This window comes from Massilia sp. CMS3.1, from assembly GCF_051262535.1.
GTDB lineage: Bacteria > Pseudomonadota > Gammaproteobacteria > Burkholderiales > Burkholderiaceae_D > Telluria.
In genome coordinates this window covers 113,456-133,150 of sequence record NZ_JBIMES010000003.1, presented here as the reverse complement: position 1 = coordinate 133,150, position 19,695 = coordinate 113,456, and the positions used below count along the sequence as shown (strand labels likewise).

22 protein-coding genes and 1 tRNA gene are annotated in these 19,695 nt (G+C 61.7%); all 23 read right to left on the bottom strand.

Features of this window, described 5'->3' with window-relative positions:
- Positions 1-10: 10 nt before the first annotated feature.
- Complete coding sequence (locus ACHAC9_RS06580; protein ID WP_435758356.1) at positions 11-328, bottom strand: DMT family transporter; 318 nt, start codon at positions 326-328, stop codon at positions 11-13.
- Positions 329-414: 86 nt separating this feature from the next.
- Positions 415-927 (bottom strand): 2-C-methyl-D-erythritol 2,4-cyclodiphosphate synthase, encoded by a 513-nt coding sequence (ispF, locus tag ACHAC9_RS06575; protein WP_435758354.1) that lies wholly within the window; start codon positions 925-927, stop codon positions 415-417.
- 7 nt (positions 928-934) lie between these two features.
- Positions 935-1,651 (bottom strand): 2-C-methyl-D-erythritol 4-phosphate cytidylyltransferase, encoded by a 717-nt coding sequence (gene ispD / locus ACHAC9_RS06570; protein ID WP_435758352.1) that lies wholly within the window; start codon positions 1,649-1,651, stop codon positions 935-937.
- Positions 1,648-2,340: a hypothetical protein gene (locus tag ACHAC9_RS06565; protein WP_435758350.1), complete on the bottom strand. Its 693-nt coding sequence runs from the start codon at positions 2,338-2,340 to the stop codon at positions 1,648-1,650. The genes ispD and ACHAC9_RS06565 overlap by 4 nt, the downstream gene beginning before the upstream one ends.
- Positions 2,341-2,343: 3 nt before the next feature.
- Positions 2,344-2,901 (bottom strand): NUDIX domain-containing protein, encoded by a 558-nt coding sequence (locus ACHAC9_RS06560; protein ID WP_435758348.1) that lies wholly within the window; start codon positions 2,899-2,901, stop codon positions 2,344-2,346.
- A 30-nt stretch (positions 2,902-2,931) separates the two neighbouring features.
- Positions 2,932-3,249 (bottom strand): DUF2818 family protein, encoded by a 318-nt coding sequence (locus tag ACHAC9_RS06555; RefSeq protein ID WP_435758346.1) that lies wholly within the window; start codon positions 3,247-3,249, stop codon positions 2,932-2,934.
- A 4-nt stretch (positions 3,250-3,253) separates the two neighbouring features.
- Positions 3,254-4,756 carry an NADH-quinone oxidoreductase subunit NuoN gene (gene nuoN / locus ACHAC9_RS06550; protein ID WP_435758344.1) on the bottom strand — a complete coding sequence of 501 codons (1,503 nt, stop codon included), beginning with the start codon at positions 4,754-4,756 and terminating at the stop codon, positions 3,254-3,256.
- Between the two features lie 15 nt (positions 4,757-4,771).
- Positions 4,772-6,283 (bottom strand): NADH-quinone oxidoreductase subunit M, encoded by a 1,512-nt coding sequence (locus tag ACHAC9_RS06545; RefSeq protein ID WP_435758342.1) that lies wholly within the window; start codon positions 6,281-6,283, stop codon positions 4,772-4,774.
- Positions 6,284-6,305: 22 nt separating this feature from the next.
- Positions 6,306-8,366, bottom strand: a complete 2,061-nt coding sequence (gene nuoL / locus ACHAC9_RS06540) for an NADH-quinone oxidoreductase subunit L (RefSeq protein ID WP_435758340.1) — start codon at positions 8,364-8,366, stop codon at positions 6,306-6,308.
- Between the two features lie 39 nt (positions 8,367-8,405).
- A complete protein-coding gene (gene nuoK / locus ACHAC9_RS06535; protein ID WP_435758338.1) occupies positions 8,406-8,714 on the bottom strand; it encodes an NADH-quinone oxidoreductase subunit NuoK in 309 nt (102 codons plus the stop codon).
- Positions 8,711-9,376, bottom strand: a complete 666-nt coding sequence (locus tag ACHAC9_RS06530; protein WP_435758336.1) for an NADH-quinone oxidoreductase subunit J — start codon at positions 9,374-9,376, stop codon at positions 8,711-8,713. The genes nuoK and ACHAC9_RS06530 overlap by 4 nt, the downstream gene beginning before the upstream one ends.
- 20 nt (positions 9,377-9,396) lie before the next feature.
- The gene (nuoI, locus tag ACHAC9_RS06525) at positions 9,397-9,885 is read right to left on the bottom strand and encodes an NADH-quinone oxidoreductase subunit NuoI (protein ID WP_290423001.1); all 489 of its coding nucleotides are present in this window, start codon (positions 9,883-9,885) and stop codon (positions 9,397-9,399) included.
- Between the two features lie 14 nt (positions 9,886-9,899).
- Positions 9,900-10,985, bottom strand: coding sequence for an NADH-quinone oxidoreductase subunit NuoH (gene nuoH / locus ACHAC9_RS06520; RefSeq protein WP_435758334.1), 1,086 nt, complete (start codon positions 10,983-10,985; stop codon positions 9,900-9,902).
- Entirely contained in the window at positions 10,985-13,321 is a 2,337-nt protein-coding gene (nuoG, locus tag ACHAC9_RS06515) for an NADH-quinone oxidoreductase subunit NuoG (protein WP_435758332.1), read from the bottom strand. Before nuoG ends, nuoH begins: the two co-directional genes overlap by 1 nt.
- Positions 13,322-13,342: 21 nt before the next feature.
- Positions 13,343-14,638: an NADH-quinone oxidoreductase subunit NuoF gene (gene nuoF, locus ACHAC9_RS06510; protein ID WP_435758330.1), complete on the bottom strand. Its 1,296-nt coding sequence runs from the start codon at positions 14,636-14,638 to the stop codon at positions 13,343-13,345.
- Positions 14,635-15,111, bottom strand: a complete 477-nt coding sequence (nuoE, locus tag ACHAC9_RS06505) for an NADH-quinone oxidoreductase subunit NuoE (protein ID WP_435758328.1) — start codon at positions 15,109-15,111, stop codon at positions 14,635-14,637. The genes nuoF and nuoE overlap by 4 nt, the downstream gene beginning before the upstream one ends.
- Positions 15,112-15,146: 35 nt before the next feature.
- Positions 15,147-16,400, bottom strand: coding sequence for an NADH-quinone oxidoreductase subunit D (locus ACHAC9_RS06500; RefSeq protein ID WP_435758326.1), 1,254 nt, complete (start codon positions 16,398-16,400; stop codon positions 15,147-15,149).
- Positions 16,400-16,993, bottom strand: a complete 594-nt coding sequence (locus ACHAC9_RS06495) for an NADH-quinone oxidoreductase subunit C (RefSeq protein WP_435758324.1) — start codon at positions 16,991-16,993, stop codon at positions 16,400-16,402. The genes ACHAC9_RS06500 and ACHAC9_RS06495 overlap by 1 nt, the downstream gene beginning before the upstream one ends.
- Before the next feature lie 18 nt (positions 16,994-17,011).
- Positions 17,012-17,491 carry a NuoB/complex I 20 kDa subunit family protein gene (locus ACHAC9_RS06490; RefSeq protein WP_056333529.1) on the bottom strand — a complete coding sequence of 160 codons (480 nt, stop codon included), beginning with the start codon at positions 17,489-17,491 and terminating at the stop codon, positions 17,012-17,014.
- Positions 17,492-17,494: 3 nt separating this feature from the next.
- Positions 17,495-17,854 (bottom strand): NADH-quinone oxidoreductase subunit A, encoded by a 360-nt coding sequence (locus ACHAC9_RS06485; RefSeq protein ID WP_136218549.1) that lies wholly within the window; start codon positions 17,852-17,854, stop codon positions 17,495-17,497.
- Between the two features lie 173 nt (positions 17,855-18,027).
- A tRNA-Leu gene (locus ACHAC9_RS06480) sits at positions 18,028-18,112 on the bottom strand.
- A gap of 291 nt (positions 18,113-18,403) precedes the next feature.
- Positions 18,404-18,883, bottom strand: coding sequence for a preprotein translocase subunit SecG (secG, locus tag ACHAC9_RS06475; RefSeq protein WP_435758321.1), 480 nt, complete (start codon positions 18,881-18,883; stop codon positions 18,404-18,406).
- A 60-nt stretch (positions 18,884-18,943) separates the two neighbouring features.
- A complete protein-coding gene (gene tpiA, locus ACHAC9_RS06470; RefSeq protein WP_435758319.1) occupies positions 18,944-19,690 on the bottom strand; it encodes a triose-phosphate isomerase in 747 nt (248 codons plus the stop codon).
- Between the last annotated feature and the right edge of the window lie 5 nt (positions 19,691-19,695).

The window sequence follows — 19,695 nt, the reverse complement described above, 5'->3', positions numbered from 1 at the left end:
GGGCCACGGATTACTCCGCCGACAGCTTCATCAACACCAGGCCGCAGACGATCAGCACGGCGGCCAGGATGCGCGTGGCATTGACTTGTTCGCCCAGCACGGTGATGCCGACGATAAACGCACCCACCGCGCCGATGCCGGTCCATACCGTGTAGGCCGTACCAAGGGGAATGGTCCGCATCGAGACCGACAGCAAGGCGAAACTCGCCACCATCACGACCAGCGTGACGAGCGAGGGCAGGAGGCGCGTGAAGCCATCCGACTGCTTCATGGCGTACGCCCACACGACTTCGAGTATTCCTGCGACAACCAGCATGGTCCAGGCCATTTCAGCTCCTTGAAAGAGCCGGGCCGTCCCGGGAGTGCTTTCCACGATGGGGGGAGGTCGTCCTCCCGATTGCTTACATTAGAGCGTCAAGTGCTCGCGCGGATCAGCATGGCGACTGCTTCCGCTGCCATGCCCTCTTCCCGGCCCAGGTAGCCGAGTTTTTCGTTGGTCTTGGCCTTAATGTTCACTTGCTGCGGCGACACGCCCAGGTCCTCGGCGATGCGCGAGACCATGTGCGGGATGTGCGGCGCCATCTTTGGCTGCTGGGCGATGATCGTGGCGTCGATGTTGCCGATGGTGTAGCCGGTCGCGACCACGCGGGTGGCCGCTTCACGCAGCAGCGTGCGCGAATCGGCGCCCGCGAACATCGGGTCGGTGTCGGGAAAATGCTTGCCGATGTCGCCCAGGGCGGCTGCCCCCAGCAGCGCGTCGATGATCGCGTGCAGCAGCACGTCGGCGTCCGAGTGGCCGAACAGGCCCAGCCGGTGCGGGATGGTCACGCCGCCGACGATCAGTTTGCGCCCCTCGACCAGGCGGTGACAGTCATAGCCGGTGCCGATGCGAAATGGCGGGGTCGGGTTGTAGGATGCGAGTGCCATGGTGTTCTTATAGTAATTCGGGTTGGGCCGTGGCCAGGTACATCTCGGCGATGCGCACGTCCGACGGCAGCGTGACTTTCATGTTGCGTGGGTGGCCAACGACCAGTTTCGGCGACAGCCCGAGCGCTTCCACGGCCGAGGCGTCGTCGGTAAACTGGGCCGGTCCGCGCACCGGGTCACTGGCAAACGCGAGCGCCTCGCGCAGCAGTTTATAGCGAAACATCTGCGGCGTCTGCGCCAGCCACAGGCCTTCTCGCGCGACAGTCCCGAGTTCGCCGGCGATGCTGCGCTTGACGGTGTCGACCACCGGCAAGGCCAGGAGGCCCCCGACCGGATGTTCACCGGTCGTCGTGATCAGCTTTTCGATGAGGGCGTCATCGAGGCCGGGACGGGCGGCGTCGTGCACCAGCACCCAGTCGTTTTCGCGCAGCGTGGCGCCAAGCGCCGCCAGGCCGTTGCGCACCGACTCCATGCGGGTGTCGCCGCCGCAGCGCAGCACGGTCACGCCGTGGCTCGGCACGATGCTGTCGATGACCGGATCGTCCGCGCTGACCACGACGTAGGTGTGCGCGATCAGTTCGCTGAACAGGAAGGCGTCGATGGCGTGGCGCAGCATCGGTTTGCCGCCGATTTTCAGGTATTGCTTCGGTCCGCTCGCGGCCATGCGCGCCCCGACACCGGCGGCGGGGATCAAGGCGAAGTAGCGTGGTGCCTGGGAATTCATGTTGTTTGTTGTCTTTTTGCCGGTCTGATAAGCGACTGTACCTCACCTGCACAAACTTTGCCGAGACGTGCGTACTCTTGCGGCGTGTCGATTGCAGCTTGCAGGCGCTCGACTTTGACCATCTCGTTCTTGATGAACGGCAGCCAGGCGCCATTGATCTCGCGCTGCAGCAAATTGCGAACCTGGCCTGCAGGCGCATACAACGGCTTGCCCTGGAAGCGGCGCGCAAGTGCCTCCCTGACGACCTTCTCGGCGCGCGGCAGGAAGCCGAGGTAGATATCGCGATGGCGCAGTTCGTGCGCCAGGATTTCGCGGTAGGCGCAGGTGCCCGGAGCAAATTCGCGGCCGACGTAGACCACGATCGGCAGGTAGGTCAACCTGACCTCGAGGCGCGGCGCCACGCATTCGTAACCGGTTGCCGGGTCGCTCAGCATGCGCCCTTCGATGCCGACCGCCACGCGCGACTCGGTGCGCGTCAGCCCCAGCACATAGCTGCCCGGGGTACGGTCGCCCTTCATGCTGGACAAGCCATGAAAGGAGTACGTGTTGTCGACCCGGTAGCCGTTCTGCTGCGAGGTCAGAACCGAGACGCTTTGTCCGATCGTGTCTTCGCAGCGCACCTGGAAGGCGGTGCGCGCGCTCGCCGGTGCAAGAACGCAGAGGAGCAGCAACGCAAACGGCAGTTTCATGACTTATGCGGGCGACCAGGTTCCGCCCACGATCTTTTCCAGCCAGAAGGCGCCAATGATGGTCTTCACGTCGGTCACCTGCCCTGCCTTCACCATGTCGAGCAATTCGGGAACGGTCGTGGTGAAGACCTCGAGGAACTCGCCGTCGTCGAGCTTTGCCTCACCTGCGGTCAAGCCGCGGGCCAGGAACAGTTCCAGGTGCTCGTCCGAATAGGCGATCGCATTGTGGATGGTGCAGACATGGCGCCAGTCGGTGGCGGTGTAGCCGGTTTCTTCTTCCAGCTCGCGCTTCGCGCAGGCCAGGTGTTCCTCGCCGGGATCGATTTTACCGGCCGGGAATTCGACGAACACGCGATCGTTCGGGTAGCGGAACTGGCGCTCGAGCAGCACGCGACCATCGTCGAACAGCGGCAGGATCACGACGGCGCCGGGATGGCGGATGTATTCGCGCTGCGAGATGCTGCCGTCCGGCAGCTGGATACGGTCGCGCGAAACTTTGAGGAACTTGCCGTCATAGGCCACCTCGCCATCGAGGCGGATTTCCTTCAGATGCGAATCCATGTAACTCCTGTGAAGCCTTGATTGGAACAATCAGCGGCGTTTCAGGTAACGGAATACAAACCCTGGGAACGCCAGCACGAGGAACAGGCAGCCGGTCACCGCATAGAATTCCCAGCCCTGGGCAAACACGTTGCCGATGCGCGATTCCAGCAGATATGCGACTGCGCCGATGAGGAAGTATAGAACAAGGAGCTCGAGCAGGCGCGCCACAAAAGGCTTGGTGCGCGCCTGGCCGGATGGCGCGGGTTTCAGCGAAATGAAACCGAACACGCGCTCGTTCGCAAACGGAAGGTTGGCCGCCACCAGGGCGGCGGCGACAACGATCCAGGTGGCGAACGAGATGTCCAAGAGATTACGACTTGAGGGTCAACTGCATGGCCTGCAGGCACACGCTCAGCAGCGCGCCCGGGACCAGGCCCAGCACCACCACCATCACACCGTTGAGCGACAATGCAACCCGCATGTCGGTTGGCGTGACGATCGGGCTGGTATCGGCGGCTTCGTCGAACCAGATCGTCTTGACGATGCGCAGGTAGTAGAAGGCGCCGATCAGCGAGAACATCACCGCGATCACTGCCAGCCAGACGGCGCCGGTGTTGGCGACGGCTTGCAGCACTGCCCACTTGGCCATGAAGCCCATCATCGGCGGCACGCCGGCCAGCGAGAACATCAGGATCGTCATGACGACCGCGAACCACGGGCTGCGGCGGCCCAGGCCCTTGAAGTCGGCGATCTGCTCGGCTTCGAAGCCCGAACGCGCCAGCATCATGATCAAACCAAAACTGCCCAGGGTCGTCAGCACATAGGTGATCGAGTAATACATCGCGGCGCTGTAGGCGGCCGCCATGTTGCTGCTGTCGTCGCCAACCACACCGGACAACATGCCCAGCAGCACGAAGCCCATTTGCGCGATGGTCGAATAGGCCAGCATGCGCTTGATGTTGGTCTGCGCAATGGCGGTCAGGTTGCCGATGGCCAGCGACAGCACGGCCAGCACCAGCAGCATCTGCTGCCAGTCATAGGCCAGCTCACCCAGGCCTTCGACCAGGATACGCAGCACCATCGCGAACGAGGCCAGCTTTGGCGCCGCGCCCAGCAGCAAGGTCACTGCCGTTGGCGAACCCTGGTAGACGTCCGGCACCCACATGTGGAATGGCACCGCGCCCAGCTTGAAGGCCATGCCTGCAACCAGGAACACCAGGCCGAAGACCAGCATCGTCCGGTTTGCGCCGCCTGCGGCGCTGGCAGCGATGTCCGGCAGGTTCAGCGAACCGGTGGCGCCGTAGATCATCGAGATACCGTAGAGCATGAAGCCGGAGGCCAGCGAACCGAGGATGAAGTATTTCATCGACGCTTCGGTCGAGGTCGCATGGTCGCGACGCAAGGCGACGAGCGCATACAGCGCGAGCGACATCAGTTCCAGGCCCAGGTAGATCGACAGCATGCTGTTGCCCGAGATCATGATCATCTGGCCCAGCATCGTGAACAGCGCCAGCACGTAGAACTCGCCGCCCAGGTTACCCGACAGCATTCCCCGTTCCGAGGCGTACTGGCGCGAGTACACGAGCGTCAGGCCGACCGCGAGGTAGGTGAACAGTTTCAGCAGGTTCGCCATCGGGTCCGACACGTACATGCCGTTGAACGTGTAGACCGTCGTGCCGGCGTTGAAGTCGGCCCAGCTGAAGACCGCGCAGCCGACGATCGTCAGCAGCGACAGGTAGTAGGTGATATCCCGACGCGACCCCTTCAGGTACATGTCGATCAGCAGGATCGCGGAGGCCGCGATCAGCAGGAAGATTTCGGCGTAGACCGGCACCAGGTTGGTGTCGACTGTCGCAAGCAAAGTGTTGTTCATGGCGTTGATGTCGATTTATTGAGGCAGCTGCGGCAGCTTGCTGACCGAAACATGTTGCAGCAGGTCGGCCACCGAGGTTTGCAGCGTCTCGGCGATCGGTGCTGGATACAGGCCCATGTACAGCGTGGCGATTGCCAGCACGGCCAGGATCGCGAATTCGCGTTTGTTCAGATCCACCAGCTCGGCGACATGCTTGTTGCCGATCGGGCCGAACACCACACGCTTGACCATCCACAGCGAGTAGGCGGCCCCCAGGATCAGCGCGGTTGCAGCGAGCATGCCGGTCCAGAAGTTGAACTGCACGGCGCCCAGGATGACCATGAATTCGCCGATGAAGCCCGAGGTCGCCGGCAGGCCGGCATTGGCCATCGAGAACAGCACGGCAAAGGCGGCGAACTTCGGCATCGTGTTGACGACGCCGCCGTAGTCGGCGATTTCACGCGAGTGCATGCGGTCGTACAGCACGCCGATACACAGGAACATCGCGCCCGAGACGAAACCGTGCGAGATCGATTGCATGATGCCGCCCTGCACGCCCATGTCGTTGAAGATGAAGAAGCCGAGGGTGACGAAACCCATGTGGGCGATCGACGAGTAGGCGACCAGTTTCTTCATGTCTTTCTGGACCAGGGCAACGAGGCCGATGTAGATCACGGCGACCAAGGACAGCACGATGACGACCGGGGCCAGGTAGTGCGAGGCGTCCGGCGTGATCGGCAGCGAAAAGCGGAGAAAACCATATGCGCCGAGTTTGAGCATGATCGCGGCCAGCACGACCGAGCCGCCGGTTGGCGCTTCGACGTGGGCGTCCGGCAGCCAGGTGTGCACCGGCCACATCGGCACCTTCACGGCAAAGGCCATGAAGAAGGCGATGAAGATCAGGATCTGTTCCTTCATGTCGAGCGGCTGCATGTGCCACTTCTGGATGTCGAAGGTGCCCGAGACGTTGTACAGGTAGATGATCGCGACCAGGGTCAGCAGCGAGCCGAAGAACGTGTACAGGAAGAACTTGAATGCCGCGTACACGCGGTTCGGGCCGCCGAAGACGCCGATGATGATGAACATCGGGATCAGGGTGGCTTCAAAGAAGAAGTAGAACAGCAAGCCGTCGAGCGACGCGAACACGCCGATCATCAGGCCCGACAGCATCAGGAAGGAACCCATGTACTGGGAAACGCGTTCCTCGATGACTTCCCATGCCGCCACGATCACGATGATGTTGATGAAGGCGGTCAGTGGAATGAACCACAGCGACAGGCCATCGACACCGAGACGGTAGAAGATGTTGAAGGCGCCGATCCATGGCGTGACTTCATAGAACTGCATGCCGTGGGCGGCGTTGTCGAAGTTCGTGATCAGCGGAATCGTCACGAGGAAGCTGACGACTGCGCCGGCGAGCGACAGCCAGCGGCTGACACCCGGATTCTTGTCGCGTCCCACGGCCAGCACGAGCAGGCCGAACAGGATCGGGAGCCAGATTGCCAGGCTCAGGTAAGGAGGAAATGTAGAGATCGTAGACTGCATCATTTGTCTTTTTCTTTGCCTGTGATTAGCGCCAGAACGGGAAGAAGTACAGCAGGGTCGCCATGACGCCCACGATCATCACGAACGCGTAGTGATAGATGTAACCGGTCTGGAAGGTACGGGTGACGGTCGAGAACCAGCCGATCATCTTGGCGCTGCCGTTGACCATCAGGCCATCGATGAGCATGCGGTCGCCGCCCTTCCACAGGCCGTTACCGAGACCGCGTGCGCCGCCGGCGAACACTGCCTGGTTGAACTTGTCCATGTAGTACTTGTTGTCCAGCAGCGTGTGCAGGAATGTGAACTTGGCATAGAACCAGGCCGGGACGCGCGGGTTGACCATGTAGCAGTAGTAGGCCAGGGCCACACCAGCCAGGGCCAGCCAGAACGGTGCGGTCTGCAAGCCGTGGATCGCCATCGCGGCGGCGCCATGGAACTCTTCGCTCAGGGTACGCATCGCGGTGTGGTTCTCACCGACGAAGATCACGTCCTTGAAGAAGTCGCCGTGCAGCATTGGACCGATTGCCAGGTAACCGATGATGACCGACGGGATCGCCAGCAGGACCAGCGGCAGGGTCACGACCCAAGGCGACTCGTGCGGCTTGTCGCCAGGCTGCAGGCCGTGGTGGTGGTGATCGTCGTGGCCATGCTCGTCTTCCTCATGGTGCGCATCCGAATCATGCCCTTCGCTGTGCTTGACCGGGTGATTCCAGCGCGATTCGCCATGGAACACCATGAAGTACATGCGGAACGAGTAGAAGGCGGTGACGAACACGCCTGCCAGCACCGCGAAGTTCGCGAAGCCGGCGCCCGGGATGTTCGAGGCGTGCACCGCTTCGATAATCGAGTCCTTCGAGTAGAAGCCCGAAAAGAACGGGGTACCGATCAGGGCCAGCGAACCGAGCAGCGAGGTGATCCAGGTGATCGGCATGTACTTGCGCAGGCCGCCCATGTTGCGCATGTCCTGGTCGTGGTGCATGCCGATGATGACCGAACCGGCGCCAAGGAACAGCAGCGCTTTGAAGAATGCGTGGGTCATCAGGTGGAACACGGCCACGGAGTATGCCGAGGCGCCCAGCGCGACGGTCATGTAGCCCAGCTGCGACAGCGTCGAGTAAGCGACGACGCGCTTGATGTCGTTCTGGATGATGCCCAGGAAGCCCATGAACAGCGCGGTGATCGAACCGATGACGATGACGAAGGACAGCGCGCCGTCCGACAGCTCGAACAGCGGCGACATGCGCGCCACCATGAAGATACCGGCGGTAACCATCGTCGCGGCGTGGATCAGTGCCGAGATCGGGGTCGGGCCTTCCATCGAGTCCGGCAGCCAGACGTGCAGCGGGAACTGCGCCGATTTACCCATCGCGCCGATGAACAGGCAGATGCAGGCGGCAGTGAGCAGCGGCCAGCCGATGCCAGGCACGGTCATGCCGGCCAGCTCGTTGGCCTTCAGGAAGGTTTCGCCGTAGTGCATCGTGCCCGAGGCGGCCAGCAGCAGGCCGATACCGAGGATGAAGCCGAAGTCGCCGACGCGGTTGACCAGGAAGGCCTTCATGTTGGCGAAGATCGCGGTCGGACGGGTGTACCAGAAGCCGATCAGGAGATACGACACCAGGCCCACCGCTTCCCAGCCGAAGAACAGCTGCAGGAAGTTGTTCGACATGACCAGCATCAGCATCGCGAACGTGAACAGCGAGATGTACGAGAAGAAGCGGTTGTAGCCTTCGTCCTCGGCCATGTAGCCGATCGTGTAGATGTGGACCATCAGCGACACCGAGGTGACGACGCACATCATCATTGCGGAAAGCGTGTCGATCTGGAAGCCGACCGCCAGTTTCACGGTGCCGACCTGCATCCAGGTGTACAGATCCTGGTTGAAATACGCGCCGTCGAGTACCGCCATCAGGGTCTGCACCGAGATGATCAGGGCGATCAGGACACCGAGGATGGTCGCCGTATGAGAAACCTTGCGGCCGACCACGTTACCAAGAAATTTGGTACCGAGCAGGCCGGCGATTGCCGAACCCGCCAGCGGCGCCAGGGGCACCGCGAGTAGGAGTGAGGAAGAAAGCTGCTCCGCCATGTTGAACCTTAATCGTTATTGTTAATCAACCGAGACCGGTCAGCCCTTGAGGCTGTCGAGGTCTTCCACATTGATCGTGTCCAGGTTGCGGAACAGGACCACCAGGATCGCCAGGCCGATCGCCGATTCGGCGGCCGCGACGGTCAGGATGAAGAACACGAAGATCTGCCCTGCCGCATCGCCCATGTAATGCGAGAAGGCGATGAAGTTCAGGTTCACTGCCAACAGCATCAGTTCGATGGCCATCAGCAGGATGATGATGTTCTTCCGGTTCAGGAAAATACCGACGATCGAGATCGCGAACAGGATCGCGCCCAGGACCAGGTAGTGTGCGAGCGATAAAGTCACGAGTTCTGCTCCTTGTTCTGCGCTGCCGCGGCGGCCGCAGCGGCCACCGACGCTTCGTCGATGGCACCTTGGTTCACCGATGCCATCTTGACGATGCGCAGGCGGTCGTTACGCTGGACGCGCACGGCGGCGCCCGGGTCGATGGCCTTGCTGTCCTTGCGCTTGCGCAGGGTCAGCGCCACGGCGGCGATGATCGCCACCAGCAGGATCACGGCGGCGATTTCGAAGCCGTAGATGTACTTGGTGTAGATCAGGAGGCCCAGTTCCTTGGTGCCGCCGATGTTGAGCAGCGCCGCCTCCGGCGTCTGGGTGAAGCCGCTGTAGCCATTCCACAGCACCAGCGCCATCTCGATGACGATCACCGCGCCGATGATCGAGGCCATCGGCAGGTAACCCCAGAAGCCTTCGCGCATGCGGTCGACGTTAATGTCGAGCATCATCACGACGAACAGGAACAGCACCATGACGGCGCCGACATACACGAGCACCAGCACGATGGCGAGGAACTCGGCCTTGAGCAGCAGCCAGATACCGGCGGCGTTGAAGAAAGCGAGCACGAGGAACAGCGCGGCGTGCACCGGGTTCTTCGCAGTGATGACGCGCAGCGCGGACAGCACCATGACGGCCGCGAAGACGTAGAACAAACCAGTTGTGAATTGCATGACTGACGGGACCTTTTCTTTTAACGATACTTGGCGTCAGCCGCGCGTGCGGCAGCGATGTCGGCTTCGTAGCGGTCGCCCACGGCCAGCAGCATCTCTTTGGTGTAATAGAGATCGCCGCGCTTTTCGCCGTGGTATTCCAGCACGTGGGTCTCGACGATCGAGTCGACCGGGCAGGACTCTTCGCAGAAGCCGCAGAAGATGCACTTGGTCAGGTCGATGTCGTAGCGCGTGGTGCGGCGGGTGCCGTCCTCGCGCTGCGCCGACTCGATCGTGATGGCCATCGCCGGGCACACCGCTTCGCACAGCTTGCAGGCGATGCAGCGCTCTTCCCCGTTCGGGTAGCGGCGCAGCGCGTGCAGGCCGCGGAAGCGGTTCGACATCGGCGTCTTTTCTTCCGGATACTGCACGGTGATCTTGCGCGACAAGGCGTAGCGGCCCGTCAGGGCCAGACCCTTGAACAGTTCGGTCAGCATCAGGCTGCCGAGGATTTCTTTAATTCGGTTCATTTGAATGCGCTTCCTTACTTCCAGATATTCCAGGACGTCTGCATGACGGCGGCGACCAGCACCAGCCACACCAGCGTGATCGGAATGAACACTTTCCAGCCCAGACGCATGATCTGGTCATAGCGGTAACGCGGGAAGGTGCCGCGGACCCAGATCATCAGCGAGACCAGCAGGAACATCTTCGCGAACAGCCAGAAGAAGCCGCCGAATGCGCCGCCGAATTCGAGGAACGAGAATGGTGCGTGCCAGCCACCGAGGAACATGATCGCGGCCAGCGTGGCGATCAGGATCATGTTGGCGTACTCGGCCAGCATGAACATCGCGTACGACATGCCCGAGTACTCGACCATGTGGCCGGCGACGATCTCCGACTCGCCTTCCACCACGTCGAACGGGTGGCGGTTACATTCGGCCAGGCCCGACACGAAGTAGATGACGAACAGCGGCAGCAGCGGCAGCCAGTTCCACGACAGGAAGTTCAGGCCATTCGAGGCTGCCATGCCGATGTTCTGGCCGGCGACAATGTCCGAGAAGTTCAGGCTGCCCGAGACCATCAGCACCACGACCATCACGAAGCCCATCGGGATTTCGTAGGAAATCATCTGGGCCGACGCGCGCATCGCGCCCATGAACGAGTACTTCGAGTTCGAGGACCAGCCGGCGATGATGATGCCGTAGACTTCGATCGAGGTGATCGCCAGCAGCAGCAGCAAACCGGCGTTCACGTTGGCCAATGCGGCGCCGGGACCGAAAGGCACGACCGACCAGGCAGCCAGTGCCGGCATGATCGTCATGATCGGGCCCAGCACGAAGAGCTTGGTGGTGGCTTTCGCCGGGATCACGATTTCCTTGAGCAGCAGCTTCAAGGCATCGGCGATCGGCTGCAGCAGGCCCATCGGACCGACACGGTTCGGACCGACGCGGATCTGGATCCAGCCGATCAGTTTGCGTTCCCACAGGGTGGCGTAGGCGACCAGGCCCATCAGCGGCAGCAGCACGCACAGGATCTTGATCACGGTCCAGACCAGGGGCCAGACCGGAGCGATCGGGCTGGCAGCGCCGAACTCGTAAAAACTATCGATATAACCGGGCGTTGCCATTACTTGCCCTCCCCTGCTCGTTCTACGGTGATGGTGCCGAACATGGCGCCCAAGGTTGCGGTTGCCGGATGGGCGCATGCCACACGCACGACGTTCGCCGGCAGGCGGGCGTCGATGTCGGCGACCAGCAGCGCGCTGCCGGTGCCTTGCGTGACTTTCACCACGTCGCCTGCCTTGATGCCCAGCTTGTCAGCCAGCGCCTTCGGCAAGCGTGCCAGCGGCTGCTGGCCGTCGGCCGTACGCAGCAGTGGTTCCGAACGGCGCGCAATCGCGTCGGCGAAATAGATCGGCACGTCGGCGATACGCTGCAAGGAACCCGACTCTTCCGAACGGTTGGCTGCCGACGGGGCGATTTTCGCCACGTTGTTCAGCTTGTCCGACAGATCGGTCACGCCCTTGCCCAGCGCTTCGTCGCGGATCGATTCGGCGGTGTCGAAGTCGAACCCGGTCAAGCCGAGCAGGTTGCCCAGCACGCGCAGCACTTTCCAGGCCGGACGGGTCTCGCCCAGCGGTTTGACGGTGCCATTGAAACTCTGTGCACGGCCTTCGCAGTTCACGAAGGTACCGGCGGTCTCGGTGAACGGCGCGATCGGCAGCAGCACGTCGGCATACTCGAAGCCATGCTTGAACGGCGACATGGCGACGACCATTTCCGCGCCCTGCAGCGCGGCCATGGCCTGCTGCGGGTTGGCGGCATCGAGTTCCGGTTCCGCGTTAAGCAATACATAAGCTTTCTTCGGTACGCTGAACAAATCAGTGTTCGTGGTCGCGCCGACAATGTGGCCGCCGACGCTATTCGCCGCTTCGACGAAGTAACCGAATTTGGCGCCGGTTGCGTCCGCAATCCACTGCGCGGCCGCGTGAATCTGCGAGGCTTGAGGATGGTGGGCAACCGAGTTACCCAGCAGCACAGCGCCCGGCAGGTCGGCGTCGATGGCGATCAGCGAAGCAGCGATGCCCTTGGCGACGTCGCCGGCCTGCACGTTCTCGAAACCGCCTGGCGCAGCCACGTTCTTGGCGCCGGCAACGGCCGACACGATTTCCGACAAGGCGGCGAGCCAGTCGGTCGGCGCGGCGATCATTTTATTGCTTGTGGGAATCAGGTTCTCGTCGTCCGAACCGTGCAGGATCGACAGCTTGGCGCCGCCCTTCACAGCAGTGCGAAGACGGGTCGCGACCAGCGGGTGATCCTTGCGCAGGAAGGAGCCGATGACAAACGCGCGCTTCAGGTTCGACAGTTCGGCAATCGGCATTCCCAGCCATGGCGTGACACTGCCATCGAGCGCGAAATCGCTCTGGCGCAGGCGGAAGTCGACGTTGTTCACGCCAAAACCACGCATCGCCTTGTTCAGCAGGTGCAGCTCTTCCACCGTCGAGTGGGCAGTCGCCACCGCAGCAATGCTGTCGGCGCCGTGCTCGTGACGGATGTTGCGCAGGCCGTGGGCGACGTATTCCAGCGCCGTCTGCCAATCGGTTTCCTGCCACTGTCCGCCCTGCTTGATCATCGGGTTGATCAGGCGATCGGCATTGTCCAGCGCTTCGTACGAGAAGCGGTCCTTGTCCGAGAGCCAGCATTCGTTGATGTTCTCGTTTTCCAGCGGCAGCACGCGCATCACTTTGCCGCCCTTGACCTGGACGATCAGGTTGGTGCCGAGCGAATCGTGCGGCGAGATCGATTTGCGGCGCGACAGTTCCCACGGACGCGCCGTGTAGCGGAAAGGCTTACTGGTCAACGCGCCCACCGGGCACAGGTCGATCATGTTGCCCGACACTTCAGAGTCGACGGTCTTGCCGACGAAGGTCGTGATTTCCGAGTGCTCGCCGCGGCCCAGCATGCCGAATTCCATGACGCCGGCCACTTCCTGGCCGAAACGCACGCAACGGGTGCACTGGATGCAGCGCGCCATCTCTTCCATCGAGATCAGCGGGCCGGCTTCTTTCGGCGCGACCACGCGCTTTTCTTCGTTGTAGCGCGAATTGCTCTTACCGTAGCCGACGGCCAGATCCTGCAACTGGCATTCGCCGCCCTGGTCGCAGATCGGGCAATCCAGCGGGTGGTTAATCAAGAGGAATTCCATCACCGACTTCTGCGCCTGCACAGCCTTGTCGCTGTGGGTGCGCACGATCATGCCCGGCGACACTGGCGTGGCGCAGGCAGGCATCGGCTTCGGCGCCTTCTCCACTTCGACCAGGCACATGCGGCAGTTCGCGGCGATCGACAATTTCTTGTGATAGCAGAAGTGCGGGATATAGGTCCCGAGTTTGTTTGCGGCGTCCATCACCATGGAACCTGGTGCGACTTCGACTTTTTTGCCGTCTAATTCAATTTCAACCATTTGATCGTTACCTGACCTGGCTTAAAGGTATGCGGGCACAAGGCATTGCTTGTGCTCGATGTGATGAATGAATTCATCGCGGAAGTGCTTGATCATGGCTTCCACCGGCATCGCGGCAGCTTCGCCGAGCGCACAGATGGTACGGCCCTTGATGTTGAACGCAACGTTGTTCAGCAGCTCGATGTCTTCCGGACGGCCCTGGCCGTTTTCGATGCGGTGCACCATGCGGTACAGCCAGCCGGTGCCTTCACGGCATGGCGTGCACTGGCCGCAGGATTCTTCGTAATAGAAGTACGACAGGCGCAGCAGCGACTTGACCATGCAGCGCGTTTCGTCCATGACGATCACCGCGCCCGAACCCAACATCGAACCGGCTTTCGCGATCGAGTCGTAGTCCATGTCGGTTTCCATCATGACTTCACCGCGGATCACCGGTGCGGAGGAGCCGCCAGGAATCACGGCCTTGATCTTCTTGCCGCCGCGCATGCCGCCAGCCAGCTCGAGGAGCTTGGCGAATGGCGTGCCCAGCGGAATCTCGTAGTTGCCCGGACGTTCGACGTCGCCCGAGATCGAGAAGATCTTGGTGCCGCCGTTGTTCGGCTTGCCCAGCGCCATGTAATTCTCAGGGCCGATGTTCAGCAGGAACGGGACAGCAGCGAAGGTCTCGGTGTTGTTGATCGTGGTCGGCTTGCCGTACAGGCCGAACGAGGCCGGGAACGGCGGCTTGAAGCGCGGCTGTCCCTTTTTACCTTCGAGCGACTCGAGCAATGCGGTTTCTTCGCCGCAGATATAGGCGCCGTAACCGTGGGCGGCGTGCAGCTGGAAGCTGAACGTCGAGCCCATGATGTTGTCCCCGAGGAAACCGGCAGCACGCGCCTCTTCCAGCGCTTCTTCGAAACGCAGGTATTCCTGGAAGATCTCGCCGTGGATGTAGTTGTAGCCCACGGTGATGCCCATCGCGAAAGCACCGATGGCCATGCCTTCGATCAGCGCATGCGGGTTGTAACGAATGATGTCGCGGTCCTTGAAGGTACCCGGCTCGCCTTCGTCTGTATTGCAGACGAGGTATTTCTGGCCCGGGAACTGGCGCGGCATGAAGCTCCACTTCAGGCCGGTCGGGAAACCGGCGCCGCCGCGGCCGCGCAGGCCCGAGGCCTTCAGGTCGGCAATGACCTGTTCCTGGGTAATGCCGCCTTCGAGGATACGCCGCAGGGCCGCATAGCCGCCGCGCTTGACGTAGTCGTCGAGGTGCCAGTTTTCGCCGTTCAGATCCTTCAGGATCAGCGGATTGATGTGACGGTCGTGCAGGCTGGTCATTTCAGTTCCTCTACCAGGGCGTCGATTTTCTCGTTGCTCATGAACGAGCACATGCGGTGGTTATTCACCAGCATGACCGGCGCGTCGCCGCAGGCGCCCATGCACTCGCCCTCGAGCACGGTGAACTGGCCGTCTTCGGTGGTGCCGCGGAACTCGACGCCGAGTTTTTGCTTCAAGTGTTGGGCGGCGCGTTCGCCACCCGACAGCGCGCACGGCAGGTTGGTGCACACGGTGATCTTGTGCTTGCCGACCGGGCGGATGTTGTACATGTTGTAGAAGGTCGCCACTTCCTGCACGGCGATGGCCGGCATGCCGATGTAGTCGGCGACTTCCTGCATGGTGTCGGGCGACAGCCAACCCAGTTCGACCTGGGCGTGGGCCAGCGCGGCCATGACGGCGCTCTGGCGCTGGTCGGCCGGGTACTTGGCCAACTCGCGATCGATTTTTTTATAGCACTGCTCGGATAACAACATAATCTTTCTGCCTTTGAACTTATCGGACGTGAGCGTCACCTGTCAATACTGCCGAAAACGATGTCCTGGGTACCGATGATCGTGACGGCGTCGGCGATCATGTGTCCGCGTGACATCTCGTCCAGGCTCTGCAGGTGTGCATAGTCGGGCGTGCGGATTTTCAGGCGGTATGGCTTGTTGGCACCGTCGGAGACGATATAGATGCCGAACTCGCCCTTTGGGTGCTCGACCGCGGCATACGCCTCGCCCGGTGGGACGTGGAAGCCTTCGGTGAACAGCTTGAAGTGGTGAATCAAGGACTCCATGTTCGACTTCATCTCTTCGCGCGCAGGCGGGACGATCTTGTGGTTGTCGATCATCACCGGACCCTGGTTCGCGCGCAGCCAGGGAATGCACTGCTTGATGATCCGGTTCGACTGGCGCATCTCTTCCATGCGCACCAGGTAGCGGTCGTAGGAGTCGCCGTTGGTGCCGACTGGAATATCGAAGTCGAGCTGGTCGTACACGGCGTAGGGCTGCGTCTTGCGCAGGTCCCAGGCCACGCCCGAACCGCGCAGCATGGCGCCGGTAAAGCCCATCGCCTTCGCGTCTTCCGGCGAGACCACGCCGATGCCGACCGTACGCTGCTTCCAGATACGGTTATCGGTCAGCAGCGTTTCGTATTCGTCGACATAGCCGTCGAAGCGCTTGGTGAATGCTTCGATAAAATCGAGCACCGAACCCTGGCGGTCTTCGTTCAGTTTATCGATCGCCTTCTTGCTGCGGATGATCGACTCTTTATGACGCGGCATAAAGTCCGGCAGGTCGCGGTACACGCCGCCCGGGCGGTAGTAGGCCGCGTGCATGCGCGCGCCGGATACGGCTTCGTACACGTCGAACAGGTCTTCGCGGTCGCGGAAGGCGTACAGGAAGGGGCCCATCGCACCGATGTCGAGCGCGTGCGCGCCCAGCCACATCAGGTGGTTCAGCAGGCGCGTGATCTCGTCGAACATGACGCGGATGTACTGGGCGCGAATCGGCGCTTCGACCCCTAGCAGCTTTTCCACGGCCAGCACGTAACCGTGCTCGTTGCACATCATCGACACGTAGTCGAGGCGGTCCATGTACGGCACCGACTGCAGATAGGTGCGCGTTTCGCACAGCTTCTCTGTGCCACGGTGCAAGAGGCCAATGTGCGGGTCGGCGCGCTGGATCACTTCGCCGTCGAGTTCGAGCACGAGACGCAGCACGCCGTGCGCTGCCGGGTGCTGCGGACCAAAGTTCAGGGTGTAATTCTTAAGCTCAGCCATTATTTCATCCCGTAGGTTTCTTCGCGGATCACGCGCGGAATGTTTTCACGCGGCTCGATCGTCACGGGTTGGTAGATCACGCGCTTCTGCTCGGGGTCGTAGCGCATTTCGACATAGCCCGAAATCGGGAAGTCCTTGCGGAACGGATGGCCGATGAAGCCGTAGTCGGTCAGGATGCGGCGCAGGTCGCCGTGACCGTCGAACAGGATGCCGTACAGGTCGAAGGCTTCGCGCTCGTACCAGTTGGCGGCGCGCCAGATCGGCGTGATCGACTGCACGATCGGCATCTCGTCGTCAGTGGCGAAGGTGCGCACACGGACGCGCCAGTTATGTTCGAGCGACAGCAGGTGCACGACCACCGCGTAGCGCGCGCCGTCCCAGGTGCCTTCGCCATACTGCGAGTAATCGACGCCGCACAGGTCGATCATTTCTTCGAAGCGAAGCGTCGGATCGTCGCGCAGGGTCTGCATCGCGGCCAGGTAGTCGGCGGCCTTGACCACCACGGTGACTTCGCCGAGCGCGGCCGTCATGGCGGCGCCCTCGCCCAGGGCTTTTTCCAGGGCGAGTTGGAGGACTTCGAGTTTTGTCGTCATGGGGTGAATCCGGCAGTGTTAACGCGCGATGGTGTTGGTGCGCTTGATCTTGTTCTGCAGCTGCATGATGCCGTACAGCAGAGCTTCCGCCGTCGGCGGGCAGCCCGGGACATACACGTCTACCGGAACGATACGGTCGCAGCCACGCACCACCGAGTACGAATAGTGGTAATAGCCGCCGCCGTTGGCGCAGGAGCCCATCGAGATGACCCAGCGCGGCTCTGCCATCTGGTCGTAGACCTTGCGCAGCGCCGGCGCCATCTTGTTGCACAGCGTGCCGGCGACGATCATCACGTCGGACTGGCGCGGCGATGGACGGAACACAATGCCGAAGCGGTCGAGGTCATAGCGGGCTGCGCCCACATGCATCATCTCGACCGCGCAACAGGCCAGGCCGAACGTCATCGGGAACATCGACCCGGTGCGTGCCCAGTTGATCAGCTTATCGGCAGTGGTGGTAATGAAACCTTCGTTTAAGACGCCTTCATGAATAGCCATGGCTCATTCCCAATCAAGGGCACCCTTCTTCCAGATGTACCAGAACCCAACGACGAACTCGGCGATAAACACCATCATCGTAACGAAGCCGGTCCAGCCCAGCTCGCGCATGGAGACGCCCCATGGGAAGAAGAATGCCGTTTCCAGATCAAACAAAATAAACAGAATCGCGACCAGATAGTACCGGACGTCGAATTTCATGCGCGCGTCTTCGAAGGCTTCGAAGCCGCACTCGTAAGGGGAGAGTTTTGCTGCATCAGGACGTTGCGGTCCGAGCAGATACCCGAGCACCTGGGGTGCGACGCCGACACCGACGCCAATCAGGATGAAGAGAAGAACGGGGAAATAATTTTCGAGGTTCACGATGGAGCCTATTTGAACGATCGGTTAATGAATCCACTGCATGCCTGCAGCGCCGCATCGCGCAATCCTGGCCTCGTGCCTGCCACCAGGACCGTACGAATGATCCTCGTAAAAAAGCCAGCTCGGGCATGAGAGCAATCGCTCGTTTGCCCTTGCTGGCTTTTTCTATATCTTGGTGCCGACGGCGAGACTCGAACTCGCACAGCTTGCGCCACTACCCCCTCAAGATAGCGTGTCTACCAATTTCACCACGTCGGCTGGAGACCAGTATTCTACCCTGCTTTAGCACCTTTTTTCAATGCTCAAATTGATGCATCGCAAGAAAAAACAGGGTTTTTCTCAAACTTTCCTTCGTTGCGCCTGTGAAAACATGGCGAAAGAGGCCTGAGACCCGGACACGCGCTCTGATGGAGCACTGCCGGGGTACTACAAGGTTCTTGCTGCGCTCTTGCGAGCGCTTACTGCTGGACCGTAGGGTGGGCGGCCAACCGCGGGGCCGCCCAGGCCCAGGCCTTCAACGCCCGCTAGCACGTCGAATCGCTACGACAATTACTTCGCCGGGCCCTGAGCCGGCAATGCCGGCGGCGCCGGCGAGACCGTCGCAGGGACGGTTTCCGCAGGACCGGCCGGCACATCGGTGCCTGGCGCGGTTGGCACGCCCGCGGTCGGCGCAACTGCGTCAGCCGGGGTGGTGGTTGCCGGAACGTTCGTACCGGCATTCGCCGGCACGCCATTTGCCGGAGCCGCCATGCGCTCCATCACACCGCCGCTCGGCGCGGTGCCAGGCGTACGGTTGCTGCTCATGTACGCCAGCGACAGGGTCGAAGCGAAAAAGATGGCGGCGGCCACCGCGGTCGACTTCGACAGGAAGTTCGACGAACCGCTGGCGCCGAACAGGCTGCCCGAGGCGCCGGAGCCGAAGGCGGCGCCCATGTCGGCACCCTTACCGTGCTGCAGCAGCACCAGGGCAATGATTGCCAGTGCAGAGATGACCTGCACGACAACGACCAGATTGAACATCATGCTCATACCAATTCCATTCCAAGTTTAACTACGTTGCAAATTCTGAATTCTGAAGCCTGGCGTGGATTACGCGGCGTTGATGATCGCCAGGAAGTCCGCCGCCTTGAGCGCCGCGCCGCCGATCAGGCCACCGTCGATGTCGGCCTGCTGCATCAGCTCGACCGCATTGTCCGGCTTCATGCTGCCGCCGTACAGGATCGCGACCTTCTCGGCAGCAAGCCCACTGCGCTCGCGCAGCCGGCTGCGCAATTGCGCATGCACTTCCTGCGCCATCGCCGGCGTTGCCGTCTTGCCGGTACCGATCGCCCAGACTGGTTCGTAGGCGACTACGATACGCTCCACCGCATCGCCGTCAAGCAGTTCCAGCACGGCAGACAATTGTTTGCCGACCACAACATTTGTTTGTTCCGCTTCGCGCTCCGCCAGCGTTTCGCCCACGCAGACGATCGGGGTCAGGCCGGCATCGAGTGCCGCCAGCGCCTTCTGCGCCACCATGTGATCCGTCTCGCCGTGGTAGGCGCGACGTTCCGAGTGGCCGACGATCACATAACGGCAAGCAAAATCGACCAGCATCGAGGCTGCGACGTCCCCGGTGTAGGCACCGCTCGCGTGGAGTGAGACATCCTGCGCGCCCCAGGCCAGCGTCGTGCCAGCCAGCACATCGGCGCATTGCTGCAGGTAGGGCGCCGGCACGCAAACGGCGGCGTTCGCCTTGCCATTGCCGAGACCTTCGACAATGCCGGCGAGCAGCGTCGCGTTATTCGCGCGGCTGCCATTCATCTTCCAGTTACCTACAACGAGTTTGGGACGCATATTAC

Bases quoted from the DNA above. Each gene is read 5' to 3' on its own strand.
- ACHAC9_RS06580 (WP_435758356.1), bottom strand. From the start codon at position 328: ATGGCCTGGACCATGCTGGTTGTCGCAGGAATACTCGAAGTCGTGTGG.
- ispF (WP_435758354.1), bottom strand. From the start codon at position 927: ATGGCACTCGCATCCTACAACCCGACCCCGCCATTTCGCATCGGCACC.
- ispD (WP_435758352.1), bottom strand. From the start codon at position 1,651: ATGAATTCCCAGGCACCACGCTACTTCGCCTTGATCCCCGCCGCCGGT.
- ACHAC9_RS06565 (WP_435758350.1), bottom strand. From the start codon at position 2,340: ATGAAACTGCCGTTTGCGTTGCTGCTCCTCTGCGTTCTTGCACCGGCG.
- ACHAC9_RS06560 (WP_435758348.1), bottom strand. From the start codon at position 2,901: ATGGATTCGCATCTGAAGGAAATCCGCCTCGATGGCGAGGTGGCCTAT.
- nuoN (WP_435758344.1), bottom strand. From the start codon at position 4,756: ATGAACAACACTTTGCTTGCGACAGTCGACACCAACCTGGTGCCGGTC.
- ACHAC9_RS06545 (WP_435758342.1), bottom strand. From the start codon at position 6,283: ATGATGCAGTCTACGATCTCTACATTTCCTCCTTACCTGAGCCTGGCA.
- nuoL (WP_435758340.1), bottom strand. From the start codon at position 8,366: ATGGCGGAGCAGCTTTCTTCCTCACTCCTACTCGCGGTGCCCCTGGCG.
- ACHAC9_RS06530 (WP_435758336.1), bottom strand. From the start codon at position 9,376: ATGCAATTCACAACTGGTTTGTTCTACGTCTTCGCGGCCGTCATGGTG.
- nuoI (WP_290423001.1), bottom strand. From the start codon at position 9,885: ATGAACCGAATTAAAGAAATCCTCGGCAGCCTGATGCTGACCGAACTG.
- nuoH (WP_435758334.1), bottom strand. From the start codon at position 10,985: ATGGCAACGCCCGGTTATATCGATAGTTTTTACGAGTTCGGCGCTGCC.
- nuoG (WP_435758332.1), bottom strand. From the start codon at position 13,321: ATGGTTGAAATTGAATTAGACGGCAAAAAAGTCGAAGTCGCACCAGGT.
- nuoF (WP_435758330.1), bottom strand. From the start codon at position 14,638: ATGACCAGCCTGCACGACCGTCACATCAATCCGCTGATCCTGAAGGAT.
- nuoE (WP_435758328.1), bottom strand. From the start codon at position 15,111: ATGTTGTTATCCGAGCAGTGCTATAAAAAAATCGATCGCGAGTTGGCC.
- ACHAC9_RS06500 (WP_435758326.1), bottom strand. From the start codon at position 16,400: ATGGCTGAGCTTAAGAATTACACCCTGAACTTTGGTCCGCAGCACCCG.
- ACHAC9_RS06495 (WP_435758324.1), bottom strand. From the start codon at position 16,993: ATGACGACAAAACTCGAAGTCCTCCAACTCGCCCTGGAAAAAGCCCTG.
- ACHAC9_RS06490 (WP_056333529.1), bottom strand. From the start codon at position 17,491: ATGGCTATTCATGAAGGCGTCTTAAACGAAGGTTTCATTACCACCACT.
- secG (WP_435758321.1), bottom strand. From the start codon at position 18,883: ATGAGCATGATGTTCAATCTGGTCGTTGTCGTGCAGGTCATCTCTGCA.
- tpiA (WP_435758319.1), bottom strand. From the start codon at position 19,690: ATGCGTCCCAAACTCGTTGTAGGTAACTGGAAGATGAATGGCAGCCGC.